Annotated in this window: 23 protein-coding genes; 22 read left to right on the top strand and 1 reads right to left on the bottom strand. The window is 67.0% G+C overall.

Translation table 11 applies throughout. The annotated features are described in order from the left end of the window. Positions 1-10: 10 nt before the first annotated feature. The 22 genes from rpsS (at position 11) to map (ending at position 12,662) form a co-directional block, all read left to right on the top strand. Positions 11-292 (top strand): 30S ribosomal protein S19, encoded by a 282-nt coding sequence (rpsS, locus tag QFW96_RS10515; protein ID WP_093414191.1) that lies wholly within the window; start codon positions 11-13, stop codon positions 290-292. A gap of 42 nt (positions 293-334) precedes the next feature. After that, positions 335-748 (top strand): 50S ribosomal protein L22, encoded by a 414-nt coding sequence (gene rplV / locus QFW96_RS10510; protein WP_281455384.1) that lies wholly within the window; start codon positions 335-337, stop codon positions 746-748. Next, the gene (gene rpsC / locus QFW96_RS10505) at positions 748-1,590 is read left to right on the top strand and encodes a 30S ribosomal protein S3 (RefSeq protein ID WP_281455383.1); all 843 of its coding nucleotides are present in this window, start codon (positions 748-750) and stop codon (positions 1,588-1,590) included. Before rplV ends, rpsC begins: the two co-directional genes overlap by 1 nt. Positions 1,591-1,593: 3 nt before the next feature. Further along, positions 1,594-2,013: a 50S ribosomal protein L16 gene (rplP, locus tag QFW96_RS10500; protein ID WP_132624366.1), complete on the top strand. Its 420-nt coding sequence runs from the start codon at positions 1,594-1,596 to the stop codon at positions 2,011-2,013. After that, positions 2,013-2,255 carry a 50S ribosomal protein L29 gene (gene rpmC / locus QFW96_RS10495; RefSeq protein WP_093414185.1) on the top strand — a complete coding sequence of 81 codons (243 nt, stop codon included), beginning with the start codon at positions 2,013-2,015 and terminating at the stop codon, positions 2,253-2,255. Before rplP ends, rpmC begins: the two co-directional genes overlap by 1 nt. Further along, positions 2,252-2,527, top strand: a complete 276-nt coding sequence (gene rpsQ, locus QFW96_RS10490; RefSeq protein ID WP_132624370.1) for a 30S ribosomal protein S17 — start codon at positions 2,252-2,254, stop codon at positions 2,525-2,527. The genes rpmC and rpsQ overlap by 4 nt, the downstream gene beginning before the upstream one ends. Before the next feature lie 318 nt (positions 2,528-2,845). Beyond that, entirely contained in the window at positions 2,846-3,214 is a 369-nt protein-coding gene (rplN, locus tag QFW96_RS10485; protein WP_010315405.1) for a 50S ribosomal protein L14, read from the top strand. A gap of 2 nt (positions 3,215-3,216) precedes the next feature. Further along, positions 3,217-3,531 (top strand): 50S ribosomal protein L24, encoded by a 315-nt coding sequence (gene rplX / locus QFW96_RS10480; RefSeq protein ID WP_093414697.1) that lies wholly within the window; start codon positions 3,217-3,219, stop codon positions 3,529-3,531. Positions 3,532-3,533: 2 nt separating this feature from the next. Beyond that, entirely contained in the window at positions 3,534-4,097 is a 564-nt protein-coding gene (gene rplE, locus QFW96_RS10475) for a 50S ribosomal protein L5 (RefSeq protein WP_281455382.1), read from the top strand. A 3-nt stretch (positions 4,098-4,100) separates the two neighbouring features. Further along, a complete protein-coding gene (locus tag QFW96_RS10470; protein WP_093414180.1) occupies positions 4,101-4,286 on the top strand; it encodes a type Z 30S ribosomal protein S14 in 186 nt (61 codons plus the stop codon). Between the two features lie 243 nt (positions 4,287-4,529). Next, the gene (gene rpsH, locus QFW96_RS10465; RefSeq protein ID WP_093414178.1) at positions 4,530-4,928 is read left to right on the top strand and encodes a 30S ribosomal protein S8; all 399 of its coding nucleotides are present in this window, start codon (positions 4,530-4,532) and stop codon (positions 4,926-4,928) included. Between the two features lie 16 nt (positions 4,929-4,944). Further along, positions 4,945-5,484 (top strand): 50S ribosomal protein L6, encoded by a 540-nt coding sequence (rplF, locus tag QFW96_RS10460; RefSeq protein WP_281455381.1) that lies wholly within the window; start codon positions 4,945-4,947, stop codon positions 5,482-5,484. Between the two features lie 2 nt (positions 5,485-5,486). Further along, on the top strand, positions 5,487-5,885 hold the full coding sequence (rplR, locus tag QFW96_RS10455) for a 50S ribosomal protein L18 (protein ID WP_281455380.1): 399 nt from the start codon (positions 5,487-5,489) through the stop codon (positions 5,883-5,885). A 35-nt stretch (positions 5,886-5,920) separates the two neighbouring features. Continuing rightward, a complete protein-coding gene (gene rpsE, locus QFW96_RS10450) occupies positions 5,921-6,532 on the top strand; it encodes a 30S ribosomal protein S5 (RefSeq protein WP_281455379.1) in 612 nt (203 codons plus the stop codon). Between the two features lie 5 nt (positions 6,533-6,537). Then, positions 6,538-6,720: a 50S ribosomal protein L30 gene (gene rpmD, locus QFW96_RS10445; RefSeq protein ID WP_093414171.1), complete on the top strand. Its 183-nt coding sequence runs from the start codon at positions 6,538-6,540 to the stop codon at positions 6,718-6,720. Position 6,721: 1 nt separating this feature from the next. Beyond that, positions 6,722-7,171: a 50S ribosomal protein L15 gene (rplO, locus tag QFW96_RS10440; protein WP_281455378.1), complete on the top strand. Its 450-nt coding sequence runs from the start codon at positions 6,722-6,724 to the stop codon at positions 7,169-7,171. 347 nt (positions 7,172-7,518) lie between these two features. Continuing rightward, positions 7,519-8,001 (top strand): hypothetical protein, encoded by a 483-nt coding sequence (locus QFW96_RS10435; RefSeq protein WP_281455377.1) that lies wholly within the window; start codon positions 7,519-7,521, stop codon positions 7,999-8,001. A gap of 12 nt (positions 8,002-8,013) precedes the next feature. After that, positions 8,014-8,667, top strand: a complete 654-nt coding sequence (locus tag QFW96_RS10430; protein ID WP_281455376.1) for a hypothetical protein — start codon at positions 8,014-8,016, stop codon at positions 8,665-8,667. Between the two features lie 118 nt (positions 8,668-8,785). Then, entirely contained in the window at positions 8,786-9,385 is a 600-nt protein-coding gene (locus QFW96_RS10425) for a hypothetical protein (protein WP_281455375.1), read from the top strand. A gap of 304 nt (positions 9,386-9,689) precedes the next feature. Then, positions 9,690-11,003 carry a preprotein translocase subunit SecY gene (secY, locus tag QFW96_RS10420; protein ID WP_281455374.1) on the top strand — a complete coding sequence of 438 codons (1,314 nt, stop codon included), beginning with the start codon at positions 9,690-9,692 and terminating at the stop codon, positions 11,001-11,003. A gap of 194 nt (positions 11,004-11,197) precedes the next feature. Continuing rightward, on the top strand, positions 11,198-11,752 hold the full coding sequence (locus QFW96_RS10415; protein ID WP_281455373.1) for an adenylate kinase: 555 nt from the start codon (positions 11,198-11,200) through the stop codon (positions 11,750-11,752). Between the two features lie 115 nt (positions 11,753-11,867). Continuing rightward, a complete protein-coding gene (map, locus tag QFW96_RS10410) occupies positions 11,868-12,662 on the top strand; it encodes a type I methionyl aminopeptidase (protein WP_281455473.1) in 795 nt (264 codons plus the stop codon). A 222-nt stretch (positions 12,663-12,884) separates the two neighbouring features. On the opposite strand, the gene QFW96_RS10405 is transcribed toward map, so the two are convergent. After that, on the bottom strand, positions 12,885-13,481 hold the full coding sequence (locus QFW96_RS10405; RefSeq protein ID WP_281455372.1) for a class I SAM-dependent methyltransferase: 597 nt from the start codon (positions 13,479-13,481) through the stop codon (positions 12,885-12,887). Positions 13,482-13,553: the final 72 nt, after the last annotated feature.

The following is a 13,553-nucleotide window of genomic DNA, read 5'->3' as shown; positions in this document are numbered from 1 at the left end:
GTAAGCAAACATGCCACGCAGCCTGAAGAAGGGCCCGTTCGTGGACGACCACCTGCTCAAGAAGGTGGACGCGCTGAACGAGTCCGGCAAGAAGACCGTGATCAAGACCTGGTCCCGCCGGTCGACGATCATCCCGGACATGCTCGGCCACACCTTCGCGGTGCACGACGGTCGCAAGCACGTCCCGGTGTTCGTCACCGAGGCGATGGTGGGGCACAAGCTGGGCGAATTCGCCCCGACCCGCACCTTCAAGGGCCACGTCAAGGATGACCGGAAGTCGCGCCGCCGCTGAGCGGGTCTGTGACACGAACGAGTAAGAGCAAGGGGTAGCAGGATGACAGCCCGTTCCGACTCCACTGCGGCGGAAGCCCCGCACGCAGTGGCGCGGGCCCGGTTCGTCCGCGTGTCGCCGATGAAGGCGCGCCGCGTGGTCGAGCTCATCAAGGGCCGGAGCGCCAGCGATGCCCTGGCCGTGCTTCAGTTCGCGCCGCAGACCGCCAGCGGTCCGGTGTCGAAGGTGCTCGCCAGTGCGATCGCCAACGCGGAGAACAACCTTTCCCTCGACCCCGACACGCTGGTCGTGCGCCACGCGTACGTGGACGAGGGTCCGACGTTGAAGCGGTTCCGGCCGCGCGCGCAGGGTCGCGCGTACCGGATCCGGAAGCGGACCAGCCACATCACGGTCGAGGTCGAATCTCGGCCGGCGGCGACCAAGTCCCGAAAGAGCCAGAAGGGGAGTGCCCGGTAGTGGGTCAGAAGATCAACCCGCACGGCTTCCGACTCGGCATCACCACGGACTGGAAGTCTCGCTGGTACGCCGACAAGCAGTACTCGGAGTACGTCGCGGAAGACGTCAAGATCCGCCGGCAGCTGTCTCGCGGGATGGAGCGCGCTGGGATCTCGAAGGTGGAGATCGAGCGCACCCGTGAGCGCGTCCGCGTGGACATCCACACCGCCCGGCCGGGCATCGTCATCGGCCGTCGCGGTGCCGAGGCGGACCGCATCCGCGGTTCGCTGGAGAAGCTGACCGGCAAGCAGGTCCAGCTCAACATCCTCGAGGTCAAGAACCCCGAGGCGGACGCCCAGCTCGTCGCACAGGGTGTGGCCGAGCAGCTGTCCAACCGCGTGTCCTTCCGTCGTGCGATGCGCAAGGCCATTCAGTCGGCCATGCGCTCCTCGCAGGTCAAGGGCATCCGGGTGCAGTGCGGCGGCCGCCTGGGCGGCGCGGAGATGTCGCGCTCGGAGTTCTACCGCGAGGGTCGCGTTCCGCTGCACACGCTGCGCGCGGACATCGACTACGGCTTCTTCGAGGCCCGCACCACCTTCGGGCGCATCGGCGTCAAGGTGTGGATCTACAAGGGTGAGCTGGTCGGTGGCCTGAAGCAGAAGCAGCAGGAGTCCGAGGTTCGTCCGCCGCGCGGCGGCGGCAACGACCGCAACGAGCGTGGTGGCCGCGGTGACCGCGGTGGCCGTCGCCGCGGTGGCGACCGCGGTGAGCGCGGTGGTGCTGACAAGTCCGCCAAGACCGAGGCCAAGGCCCCGGAGGGCGAGCAGCAGGCCGCGCCGGCTGAAGAGAAGACGGAGGGCTGAGACGTGCTCGTCCCACGCAGGGTGAAGTGGCGCAAGAGCCACGCGCCGAAGCGTAAGGGCTTCGCCAAGGGTGGCACCCGGATCAGTTTCGGCGAGTACGGCATTCAGGCGATCGAGCACGGCTACGTGACCAACCGTCAGATCGAGTCGGCCCGTATCGCCATCACCCGGCACGTCAAGCGTGGCGGCAAGGTGTGGATCAACATCTTCCCGGACCGCCCGCTGACCAAGAAGCCGGCCGAAACCCGTCAGGGTTCCGGTAAGGGTTCGCCGGAGTCCTGGGTCGCCAACGTCAAGCCCGGACGCATCATGTTCGAGCTGACCTTCCCGAACGAGAAGACGGCGGTCGAGGCGCTGACTCGTGCGGCGCACAAGCTCCCGATGAAGTGCAAGATCGTGTCCCGCGAGGGTGGTGACTTCTGATGGCAGCGGGTGTCACCGCATCCGAGCTCCGCGAGCTGAACAACGAGGAGCTCGTGCAGCGGCTGAAGGAATCGAAGGAAGAGCTGTTCAACCTCCGGTTCCAGATGGCCACGGGTCAGCTGCAGAACAACCGGCGGCTGCGCGTCGTCCGCCAGGACATCGCCCGGATCTACACCATCATGCGCGAGCGCGAACTGGGCCTGACGGTTAACCCCGAAGGCGCTGAGGAGGGCGCGGCATGAGTGAGAAAGGACAGGGCGTGGAGCGCAACAGCCGGAAGGTGCGCGAGGGCTACGTCGTCTCGGACAAGATGGACAAGACGATCGTGGTCTCCCTGGAAGACCGCAAGAAGCACGCCCTCTACGGCAAGGTCATGCGTCAGACCACCAAGGTCAAGGCGCACGACGAGGCCAACTCGGCCGGCGTCGGTGACCGGGTGCTGCTGATGGAGACCCGGCCGCTGAGCGCCAGCAAGCGCTGGCGACTGGTCGAGGTCGTCGAGAAGGCCAAGTAATCAACAAAGTTTTGGGTCGTCCTGCGTAATGGGTCAGGTAGCGGAACCTCAGACGCCTTCTCGCTGCGGGATCTCGGACATCATGTATGCCAATACACCACGTCCGAGCTGTCCTCACGAGAAGACGTCTGAGAACCCGCCGGTGGTCACGCTGCGCAGGCGGTTCTCAAAACGACACGGTGAACCGGCCGGTCGTCGGCAAGATCAGCGACCGGCCGTTTCGCTTGTGGAAGTTGACCGCGCGTGTCAGGTCGGGAATTTGGCACGCCAGAGTGTGTCCGGGCACAAGGTCCGGGCACTTAGGGTCAGGAGTCAGACGTGATCCAGCAGGAGTCGCGACTTCGCGTCGCCGACAACACCGGGGCCAAGGAGATCCTCACGATCCGTGTCCTCGGTGGGTCGGGCCGGCGCTACGCGGGCCTCGGGGACATCATCGTGGCGACCGTCAAGGAAGCCATCCCGGGTGCCGGAGTCAAGAAGGGCGATGTGGTCAAGGCCGTCATCGTCCGCCAGAAGAAGGAAAAGCGTCGCGCGGATGGTTCCTACATCCGGTTCGACGAGAACGCCGCCGTCCTGGTGAAGCCGGGTGGCGAGCCGCGGGGTACCCGCATCTTCGGGCCGGTGGCCCGAGAGCTGCGCGACAAGAAGTTCATGAAGATCATCTCGCTCGCGCCGGAGGTGTTGTGATCATGAAGATCAAGAAGGGCGACACGGTCGTCGTCATCTCCGGTAAGGACAAGGGTGCCAAGGGCAAGGTCATCCAGGCCATGCCGGCGGAGCAGCGGGTCCTGGTCGAGGGTGTCAACCGGATCAAGAAGCACACCAAGGTCTCCCGGACCGAGCGCGGTGCGCAGTCCGGCGGCATCGTGACCCAGGAAGCCCCGATCCACGTGAGCAACGTGATGGTCGTGGACTCGGACGGCAAGCCCACCCGCGTCGGACACCGCGTCGACGAGGACGGCAAGAAGGTCCGCGTCGCGCGCAGCAACGGTAAGGACATCTGATCATGACCACTGCTGAGAAGATCGTCCCCCGGCTCAAGACCCGGTACCGCGAAGAGATCCGCTCGGCGTTGAACGAGGAGTTCAACTACGCCAACGCCATGCAGGTGCCGGGCGCGGTCAAGGTCGTGGTCAACATGGGTGTTGGCGACGCCGCGCGGGACAGCAAGCTGATCGAGGGCGCGGTCCGCGACCTCACCGCCATCACCGGCCAGAAGCCCGAGGTTCGTCGGGCCCGCAAGTCCATCGCGCAGTTCAAGCTGCGTGAGGGCCAGCCGATCGGCGCGCGGGTGACCCTGCGCGGCGACCGCATGTGGGAGTTCCTGGACCGCCTGGTCACCATCGCGCTGCCGCGCATCCGTGACTTCCGCGGTCTTTCGCCGAAGCAGTTCGACGGCAGGGGCAACTACACGTTCGGCCTCAACGAGCAGTCGATGTTCCACGAGATCGACCCCGACTCGATCGACCGTCCGCGAGGCATGGACATCACCGTCGTTACCACTGCCACCAACGATGAAGAGGGCCGGGCGCTGCTGAAGCACCTGGGCTTCCCGTTCAAGGAGAACTGAGCGATGGCGAAGAAGGCGCTGGTTCACAAGGCGGCCCAGAAGCCGAAGTTCAAGGTTCGCGGTTACACCCGCTGCCAGAAGTGCGGACGTCCGCGTTCGGTCTTCCGCAAGTTCGGTCTGTGCCGCGTCTGCTTCCGCGAGATGGCGCACGCGGGCGAGCTGCCCGGCGTGAGCAAGTCCTCCTGGTGACGTGATGCCTGCTTCAGGGTCCCGGTTGTCCGGTGCGAATCGGCGGCCTTTACCCTGAAGCAGGCGCTACCAGGGCTGATGCCCACGCTCCGCACGCGAGCCGTGCTCGTGCACGACTGCAAAAAGGGCTCCGTCACCGTGGCGGGAGGCCCCGACTTCGTCCAGGCCAGAGCCGAGACGTCCGCCCGCAGGGCGTGACCGGTCCGGGCTCATCGGAACCAGACGAGAAAGGTTGAGCAGGTCATGACGATGACCGATCCGATCGCAGACATGCTGACGCGTCTGCGCAACGGAAACTCGGCATACCACGACGAGGTCGTGATGCCGCACTCCAAGCTGAAGGCGAACATCGCCGAGATCCTCAAGCGGGAGGGCTACGTCGCCGGCTCCCGCGTCGAGGACGGGGACACCCACAAGAACCTCGTCGTCGAGCTGAAGTACGGCCCGAACCGCGAGCGGAGCATCGCGGGCCTGCGCCGGGTCTCCAAGCCCGGTCTGCGGGTCTACGCCAAGTCCACGAACCTGCCCAAGGTTCTCGGTGGTCTGGGCGTCGCCATCATCTCGACCTCCGGCGGTCTCGTGACCGACCGGCAGGCCATGAAGAAGGGCGTGGGCGGGGAAGTCCTCGCCTACGTCTGGTAAGGGAGGAGGAGCGGCCATGTCGCGCATCGGAAAGCTGCCGATCACCGTCCCCTCCGGCGTCGAGGTGAACATCGACGGCCAGGCGGTGACCGTGAAGGGCCCCAAGGGCGAGCTTGCCCACCAGGTCCGCGAGCCGATCGTCGTCGAGAAGGACGAGGACGGCGCGGTGCTGGTCAAGCGCCCGGACGACGAGCGGGAGAGCCGGTCCCTGCACGGGCTGACCCGGACCCTCGTCAACAACATGGTGATCGGCGTCAGCCAGGGATACCAGAAGGATCTGGAGATCCAGGGCGTCGGTTACCGCGTGCTGCTGAAGGGATCGAACCTCGAGTTCTCCCTCGGCTACAGCCACCCCATCGTGATCGAGCCGCCGGACGGCATCCAGTTCGCGGTCGACGGCCCGACCAAGCTTTCGGTCAAGGGCATCGACAAGCAGCTGGTCGGCGAGATCGCGGCTCGTATCCGCAAGCTGCGCAAGCCCGACCCGTACAAGGGCAAGGGTGTCCGGTACGCGGGTGAGACCATCCGCCGCAAGGTCGGAAAGACGGGTAAGTGACCATGAGCGAGACAGCTACCAAGCGCAAGCCGGTTGGCAAGGACATCTCGACCAAGCGTCGGCTCTCCCGCGCCAAGCGTCACACGCGCCTCCGGAAGAAGATCCTGGGCACCGCCGAGCGCCCGCGTCTGGTCGTCACCCGGTCGCTGCGCAACATCACCGCGCAGGTCATCGACGACACCAAGGGCTTCACCGTGGCCTCGGCCACGAGCCTGGAGTCCGAGCTCCGCGGCTTCGAGGGTGACAAGAAGGCCGTGGCCACCAAGGTCGGCGAGCTCGTCGCCGCCCGGGCCAAGGACGCCGGTGTCGAGAAGGTCGTGTTCGACCGCGGCGGCAACGCCTACCACGGTCGCGTCGCCGCTCTGGCCGACGCCGCCCGTGACGGCGGACTGGAGTTCTGACAAGTGCGTAAGAACGAGACTGGAAGGGACGCCTGATGCCTGGACGCACTCGGCGTGAAGGCGGGGAGTCCGGCGGCAAGGACCGCCGGGACCGCCGCGACGGCGGCCGTGGCGGGGCGGCCCAAGAGAAGACCCCGCAGTTCGAACGTGTCGTGACCATCAACCGCGTCGCGAAGGTCGTCAAGGGTGGTCGGCGCTTCAGCTTCACCGCTCTCGTCGTCGTCGGCGACGGTGACGGCGTGGTCGGCGTCGGCTACGGCAAGGCCAAGGAAGTTCCCGCGGCCATCGCCAAGGGCGTCGAGGAGGCGAAGAAGAACTTCTTCCGCGTCCCGCGCCTGGGCGGCACCATCACCCACCCGGTGCAGGGCGAGGACGCCGCGGGCGTCGTGCTGCTGCGTCCGGCGAGCGCCGGTACCGGTGTCATCGCCGGTGGCCCGGTGCGCGCGGTGCTGGAGTGCGCCGGCATCCACGACGTGCTGAGCAAGTCGCTGGGCTCGGACAACCCGATCAACATCGTGCACGCCACGGTGGACGCCCTGAAGCAGCTGCAGCGTCCGGAGGAGGTCGCGGCTCGTCGCGGCCTGCCGCTGGAAGATGTCGCTCCGGCGTTCATCATGCGGGCACGCGCTGCCGGGCAGGGGGTCTGATCGTCATGGCTCAGCTCAAGATCACTCAGGTGCGCGGGCTGGTCGGCACCAAGCAGAACCAGCGCGACACCATGCGCAGCCTCGGTCTGCGCAAGATCCGTCAGTCCGTGGTGCGCCCGGATGACTCGAACGTGCGCGGCATGGTCAACGCCGTCCGTCACCTGGTGACGGTCGAGGAGGTCGACTGACATGGTCATCAAACTGCACGACCTGCGTCCGGCCCCCGGTGCCAAGCGCGACAAGATCCGCGTCGGCCGCGGTGAGGCCTCCAAGGGCAAGACCGCCGGTCGCGGTACCAAGGGCACGAAGGCCCGCAAGACCGTCTCCCCTCGTTTCGAGGGTGGGCAGATGCCGATCCACATGCGGCTCCCGAAGCTCAAGGGCTTCAAGAACCGCTTCCGCACCGAGTACCAGGGTGTGAACCTCGGCAAGCTGGCCCAGGCGTTCCCGGAGGGCGGCACCGTCGGTTTCGACGAGCTCGTCGCCAAGGGCCTGGTCAAGAAGAACGAACTGGTGAAGATCCTCGGCGACGGGGACCTGGAGGGCGTCAAGCTGGACGTCACCGCTCACGCCTTCACCGGTAGCGCTCAGGAGAAGATCACCGCCGCCGGCGGTTCGGTCACCAAGATCGAGCGCTGATCCAGCTCACGGGAAGACCCGCCACCCCTCGGGGTGGCGGGTCTTTTCTTTTCCCGTTCATCCCCCTCCTTTCCGCTGATTCCCACTGGTTCCCAGTCGGGATACGCTGCGCACCCGGCACATCACCCTGGGCAGTTCACTTAGCCGGATCGCGAGTTCCGCGGCCCCGAGATGCGCGAGTTCCGGGGCATCCGGCCGGTCCAAGCGGCTGCGCCGATGAGTTTCAAGCGAAAGTGGGCTGCCACGGCTCCTTTTCGTGGGTGTTGCCGCCATCACAGGACTCCCTAGCTTGATCGGCGCCGTTCCGACCGGACGGCGCTTGATCAATCGAGGGAGGAGCGACGGCGATGCGACCACGACAGGTGGGACGGCGTGCCGTTCTGATGATCGTCGCGGTGTTGGCCGCGGTCGTCCCGGGAGCGGCGGTGGCGCAGGCGAACGGCCAGGCGGCCCCGCCGCACTGCAGCTACCACTTCAGCACCGGCGAGACCCGGTGCTTCGCGACGCTGGCCGAGGCCACCGCGCAGTCGCGGGACGCGCGCGGCGACGTCATCCAGGCGACCTTGTTCGCCGACCCGAACTACGGCGGCGGCAGTTTCACCGTCTACGGCTCCGACATGTGCGAGAAGGACGGCGTCGTCAACTTCCAGATCAACCTGCCCGACGACTGGAAGAACACGGTCTCGTCGGTCCAGCCGTGGGGCGGGTGCTGGATCTGGCTGTACCCCGAGCCGGACCTCGGCGGTGAGCGCGACGGGCCGTTCGACGAGAACACGCCCGACGTCGGTTCGATGATGAACGACCGCACCCAGTCCGTCGGTCTGAGCTGAGGGGATTCCGCCATGCAGGCACGAACGATCCGCACCCTGGTGGCCTCGGCGAGCGTGCTCGGCGCGCTGGTCACCCCCGCCACCGCGACCGCCACCGCGGAGGACGCCGGCGTGATCAACGCCCGCGGGGTGCACGCCGCCGAGGACCCGACGGTGCGCGAGCTGCTGGAGAAGTGCGACAACGGCACCGACAGCTGCGTGTTCCACCCGGCAGGTGAGCCGGAGTACTTCACCGCCGACGCCAAGCAGGTCGGCGACCCGGTCTACAACTGCACGCCGGACGACCAGCGGCACAACGTGACCTGGTCGGACACCACGTCGCAGAGCAACAGCGTCGGGCTGTCGATGACGACCGAGGCCGGGTTCGGGAAGGTCTTCGCGGTCAGCTACGAGCAGACCTTCCAGCACACCTGGGAGGAGTCGCACACCGAATCGCAGTCGACGTTCGTGGACACGAGCTCGCACCAGGTCGGCTGGGTCGAGCGGGCGGCGCAGATGCAGAAGGTCCGCGGCACCTACGAGTTGCACTTCGAGGACAAGTTCCACGACCACTACATCTGGTACGTCAACGACTTCGAGGCGACCGGGCCCGCCGAGGACTCCTCGTCGGCCGTCAGCCAGCACACCCGCGACATGACCGAGGACGAGGTCAACGCCTGCCCGTGACCGTCCGCCCGCACGGGACGACCGGAATACGGCCGTATTCCGTCACCCGATTACGGCCGTGTTCCGGTCATCCCTCGGGGCGCGAGTCTGGAACGGGAAGCCGATCGAGAGGAACTCGATGAACAAGCGCATCGCGATGAGCTGCGCGTCGGTGATCGGGGCGGCGCTGCTGCTGGCCCCGCCGGCCGCGGCGGCGGACGAGCCCACGGTACGGGAGCTGCTGGAGAAGTGCGACAACGGCACCGACAGCTGCGTGTTCCACCCGGAGGGAGAGGTGGAGTACTACCAGAACACCTCGGAGGAGGTGGGCGCTCCGGTCTTCAACTGCACCGACAAGGAGCAGATGATGAGCGTCGCCTGGTCCGACAGCACCGCGGAGAGCAACAGCGTCGGTCTGTCGATGAGCACCAGCTTCGGCGAGGTGTTCAAGGTGACCTTCAAGGCCACGTACGGTCACGAGTGGCGTTCCGAGCACACCGAGTCGCAGACGACCTTCGTCACGGTGCGTCCCGGTGAGGTCGGGCAGGTCTACCACGGGTCGAAGATGCAGAAGGCCAAGGGCACTTACGAGCTGCACTTCGAGGACAAGTTCTACGACCACTACATCTGGTACGTCAAGGACTTCGAGGCCAGCGGCCCGGCCGACGACCAGGGAGGCACGGTCACGCAGTCGACACGCCCGATGACCGACGACGAGAAGGCCGCCCACTGCGGTTGATCCGAGGCGGGGGACGTTCTCGCGGGAACTTCCCCCGCCCCGGAACACCGCAGGTCACCCTGTGAATAACGGCAACCGCGCCGAACCGGGCGCGGTTGCCGCTGTTGGGCGGCGATGTTGCGAAACGTTGATCGTCGTGAGGGTTCGGTCGCTGTCCGTATCCACCTCGCGGCCTGCTAAAGTCGCGCGGTAGTGCCGTGGGTGACCACGGCCCTTGTCCATGGAGTTTCCCGCCGTGCCGGCTGGCGAAGCCGGCCGCTTGTTTTCCGGCCGGTTCCGACCGGCTCGCGTACAGGAGGTTCGCGTGCTCGGCGCCTTCCGCTCGGCTCTGGCAACGCCGGACCTGCGCCGCAAGATCCTGTTCACGCTGGGAATGGTGGTGCTGTACCGCCTCGGCGCGACGATCCCGTCGCCCGGTGTGTCGTACCCCAACATCCAGCAGTGCATCGAGCAGATTCAGGGCAGCGGCGCCCAGAGCGTGTACTCACTGCTCACCCTCTTCAGCGGCGGCGCGCTGCTGCAGCTGTCGGTGCTGTCGCTGGGCATCATGCCCTACATCACGGCGAGCATCATCATCCAGCTGCTGCAGGTGGTCATCCCGCGCTTCGAGCAGCTGAAGAAGGAAGGCCAGTCCGGCCAGGCCAAGCTCACCCAGTACACCCGGTACCTGACGATCGCGCTGGCGATCCTGCAGGGCACCGGCATCGTCGCGCTCGCGGTGCGCGGGCAGCTGTTCCAGGGCTGCTCGGTCTCGCCGATCCCGGACGACTCCGTGCTGAACCTGATCACGATCGTGGTCGTCATGACCGCGGGTGCCGCCATCCTGATGTGGATGGGCGAGCTGATCACCGAGCGCGGCATCGGCAACGGCATGTCGCTGCTGATCTTCGTCTCGATCGCTTCGCGCATCCCGGCCGAGGGCGGCAACATCCTGACCTCGCACGGTCCGCTGGTGTTCGCGATGATCTGCCTGTTCGCGGTCGCGATCATCGCCACGGTGGTCTTCATCGAGCAGGCGCAGCGCCGGATCCCGGTGCAGTACGCCAAGCGCATGATCGGCCGTCGGATGTACGGCGGGACGTCGACCTACCTGCCGCTGAAGGTCAACCAGGCGGGTGTCATCCCGGTCATCTTCGGTTCGTCGCTGCTGTACCTGCCGCAGCTGATCGGTCAGCTGGCCGGCAACCAGGACAGCTGGTGGGCGCGCTTCCTGCAGACCTACATCGTCGACCCGTCCAGCTGGGTGCACATCCTGCTGTACATGCTCCTGATCATCTTCTTCGCCTACTTCTACGTGTCGATCACGTTCAACCCGGAGGAGCGGGCGGACGACATGAAGAAGTTCGGCGGGTTCATCCCCGGCATCCGCCCGGGGCGCCCGACGGCGGAGTACCTGAGCTTCGTGCTCTCCCGCATCACCCTGCCCGGTGCGCTGTACCTGGGCATCGTGGCGATCCTGCCGATGTTCTTCCTGGGCTTGACCGGTGGTCAGGGCCAGAACCAGAACTTCCCGTTCGGCGGCACCGCGGTGCTGATCATGGTCAACGTGGGCCTCGACACCGTGAAGCAGATCGAGAGCCAGCTCACGCAGCGCAAGTACGAGGGCTTCCTCCGGTAGGCTGGAGCGTCCGGGCGTGTGCCACACACGCCCGGACCTGCGTGCGTGCCCTTGCGCTCACTTCCGCATGGGCGTGTTCGCACGCCCGCCGTCCATGCGTAGGGTGGTTGGGATCGCGGCGCCGTCGGTCCGGGGCGGCGCGGCGCAGCTCGTCAGCAGTTGGCGCGCGATGGTGAGGATTCGGAGGCAGACCCTTGGTGCGATTGGTTCTCGTCGGCCCGCCCGGTGCCGGTAAGGGTACCCAGGCGGCTGTGCTCAGCGAGAAGCTCGGTGTGCCGCACATCTCCACCGGAGATCTGTTCCGCGCGAACATCGGCAACTCCACGCCGCTCGGCCAGAAGGCCAAGAGCTACATGGACGCCGGTGAACTGGTGCCGGACGAGGTCACCAACGAGATGGTGCGCGACCGCCTCGGCGACGAGGACGCGGCCCGGGGTTTCCTGCTCGACGGCTACCCGCGCAACACCGCGCAGGCGGAGGTGCTCACCGGCATCCTCGGTGAGAAGGACCTGCAGCTGACCGCGGTCGTGCAGTTCGACGTCCCGGAGGAGGAGCTGGTCAAGCGCATGCTGGCGCGCGGCCGCTCCGACGACACCGAGGACGTCATCCGGCGTCGCCTCGCGGTGTACCACGAGGAGACCGAGCCGATCCTGGGCTACTACAAGGACAAGGTCATCAAGATCGACGCCCTGGGCTCGATCGAGGAGATCACCGGCCGCGCGTTGGAAGCGCTGCGCAGCCACCAGTGAACGTTGGCGCGGCCGGTCACCTCGGGTGGCCGGCCGTCGCATTTCCACCAGCTTCTTCTTGCATCCCGCCGGGCGCGACCCGGCACCGTCTGGACATACTTCGAAGGTGAGTGCCTTGTTGCGTCGGGGGAAGGGCATCGAGCTCAAGTCGCGCGGTGAGATCGAGGCGATGCGCGCCGCCGGTCTGGTCGTCGCGCGTGCGCTGGCCGCGGTCCGGGAGAAGGCCGTGCCGGGCGCCAGCACCGGCGAGCTCGACGCCGTGGCCGAGCACGTCATCCGCGACGCGGGCGCGGTGCCCTCGTTCAAGGGCTACCACGGCTTCCCGGCCTCGATCTGCGCTTCGCTGAACGAGAAGGTCGTGCACGGCATCCCGTCGGTGCGCGAGACCCTCTCCGAGGGCGACATCCTGTCCGTCGACTGCGGCGCGATCCTCGACGGCTGGCACGGCGACTCCGCCGTCACGCTGGCCATCGGCGAGATCAGCGACGCCGACCGGGCGCTGTCGGCCGCGACCGAGGCGTCGATGTGGGCGGGCATCGAGAAGGTGCGCGCGGGCAACCGGCTCACCGACATCTCGCACGCCGTGGAGACCGCCGCGCTCGCCGCGGCGAAGGCCGACGGCCGCGAGTACGGCATCATCGCCGAGTACGGCGGCCACGGCATCGGCACCCAGATGCACATGGAGCCGTTCCTGCCGAACCTCGGCAAGCCCGGCCGCGGGCCGAAGCTGCGCGTGGGCATGTGCCTGGCGGTCGAGCCGATGCTCACCGGCGGCACCGCGGAGACCGAGGAGCTCGACGACGCCTGGACCGTCGTCACCGAGGACGGCTCCCGCGCCGCTCACTGGGAGCACACGGTCGCCATCACCGATGAGGGCCCGTGGGTGCTGACCGCCCCCGAGGACTCCTGACAGAGCGAAGTTTTCATGAAAACTGCGCTTCCCCGCACCACGGGAAGTTTTCATGAAAACTTCCCTCCCTCCAACCCCACGAATCTCCCCAGGACACGTCCGTCACTCCTGACCAGGGAGGTTTCCAACGGGAACCGGACTCCCTGAGTCGGGTGAGGAACTTGGGGTTCGTGGGGAGTGGGGCAGTTTTCATGAAAACTTCCCCACCCGAGGGGTGAGGGGTCAGGCCTTGGGGCGCCGGCAGGCGTAGACGCGGGCCGGGGGGATGTTGCGCCAGACGGCGCTGCGCGGGAACACCTCGTCGAACGTCTCGTCGAGGGCGCCGACGAACTCCTTGGTCTGCGCGCGCCACAGCGTCGTCAGGTAGGTGACCGTGGTGAACACGGCGTCCGGTGACATGACCGAGGCGGTCTCGTGCAGCAGCTCGCGCTGCTTGTCGCCCGGCAGCAGCGTCCACGGGATCGAGCTGATCACCGCGTCGACCCCGTCCACGCCCGCGTCGGCGAGGAGTTTGCGCAGGTCGGAAGCATCCCCGTGGATCACCTCCAGCCACGGCTTGGTGCGGTTGAGGTAGCGCACCAGCGCCGGGTCGATCTCCACCGCCAGATGCCGGGACCCGGGCGCGATGCGGTCCCGGATCGGCCCGCTGAGCGCCCCGGTGCCCGGGCCGAGCTCCAGCACCGTGCTGGGGCGGTTGCTGGGCACGACGTCGGCGACCGCGCGTGCCACGTGCTCCGACGTCGGCAGCACCGCGCCCACCTTGGACGGGTTCTGCACTGCGCGGCCCACGAACGTCAGGTATTCGCGTGACTTGTTCACGGTTCTCCTGCCCCTCCCCGGGTTGAGATGCCGCCCGACCGTAACCGGTCCGCAATCGGTCTCCGACATCGA

The sequence above is a fragment of the Saccharopolyspora ipomoeae genome (genome assembly GCF_029952525.1).
Lineage (GTDB): Bacteria > Actinomycetota > Actinomycetes > Mycobacteriales > Pseudonocardiaceae > Saccharopolyspora > Saccharopolyspora ipomoeae.
Note: the sequence above shows the minus strand (reverse complement) of the source record. Positions and strands in the feature narration are given on the sequence as shown.

Excerpts from the sequence above, each read along its gene's own strand:
- QFW96_RS10470 (WP_093414180.1), top strand. The coding sequence starts at position 4,101 with ATGGCGAAGAAGGCGCTGGTTCACAAGGCGGCCCAGAAGCCGAAGTTC.
- rplV (WP_281455384.1), top strand. The coding sequence starts at position 335 with ATGACAGCCCGTTCCGACTCCACTGCGGCGGAAGCCCCGCACGCAGTG.
- rpsE (WP_281455379.1), top strand. The coding sequence starts at position 5,921 with ATGCCTGGACGCACTCGGCGTGAAGGCGGGGAGTCCGGCGGCAAGGAC.
- QFW96_RS10435 (WP_281455377.1), top strand. The coding sequence starts at position 7,519 with ATGCGACCACGACAGGTGGGACGGCGTGCCGTTCTGATGATCGTCGCG.
- rpmD (WP_093414171.1), top strand. The coding sequence starts at position 6,538 with ATGGCTCAGCTCAAGATCACTCAGGTGCGCGGGCTGGTCGGCACCAAG.
- rpmC (WP_093414185.1), top strand. The coding sequence starts at position 2,013 with ATGGCAGCGGGTGTCACCGCATCCGAGCTCCGCGAGCTGAACAACGAG.
- rplX (WP_093414697.1), top strand. The coding sequence starts at position 3,217 with ATGAAGATCAAGAAGGGCGACACGGTCGTCGTCATCTCCGGTAAGGAC.
- QFW96_RS10430 (WP_281455376.1), top strand. The coding sequence starts at position 8,014 with ATGCAGGCACGAACGATCCGCACCCTGGTGGCCTCGGCGAGCGTGCTC.
- rpsS (WP_093414191.1), top strand. The coding sequence starts at position 11 with ATGCCACGCAGCCTGAAGAAGGGCCCGTTCGTGGACGACCACCTGCTC.
- rpsH (WP_093414178.1), top strand. The coding sequence starts at position 4,530 with ATGACGATGACCGATCCGATCGCAGACATGCTGACGCGTCTGCGCAAC.
- QFW96_RS10425 (WP_281455375.1), top strand. The coding sequence starts at position 8,786 with ATGAACAAGCGCATCGCGATGAGCTGCGCGTCGGTGATCGGGGCGGCG.
- rplR (WP_281455380.1), top strand. The coding sequence starts at position 5,487 with ATGAGCGAGACAGCTACCAAGCGCAAGCCGGTTGGCAAGGACATCTCG.
- rplE (WP_281455382.1), top strand. The coding sequence starts at position 3,534 with ATGACCACTGCTGAGAAGATCGTCCCCCGGCTCAAGACCCGGTACCGC.
- rplO (WP_281455378.1), top strand. The coding sequence starts at position 6,722 with ATGGTCATCAAACTGCACGACCTGCGTCCGGCCCCCGGTGCCAAGCGC.
- rplF (WP_281455381.1), top strand. The coding sequence starts at position 4,945 with ATGTCGCGCATCGGAAAGCTGCCGATCACCGTCCCCTCCGGCGTCGAG.
- rpsQ (WP_132624370.1), top strand. The coding sequence starts at position 2,252 with ATGAGTGAGAAAGGACAGGGCGTGGAGCGCAACAGCCGGAAGGTGCGC.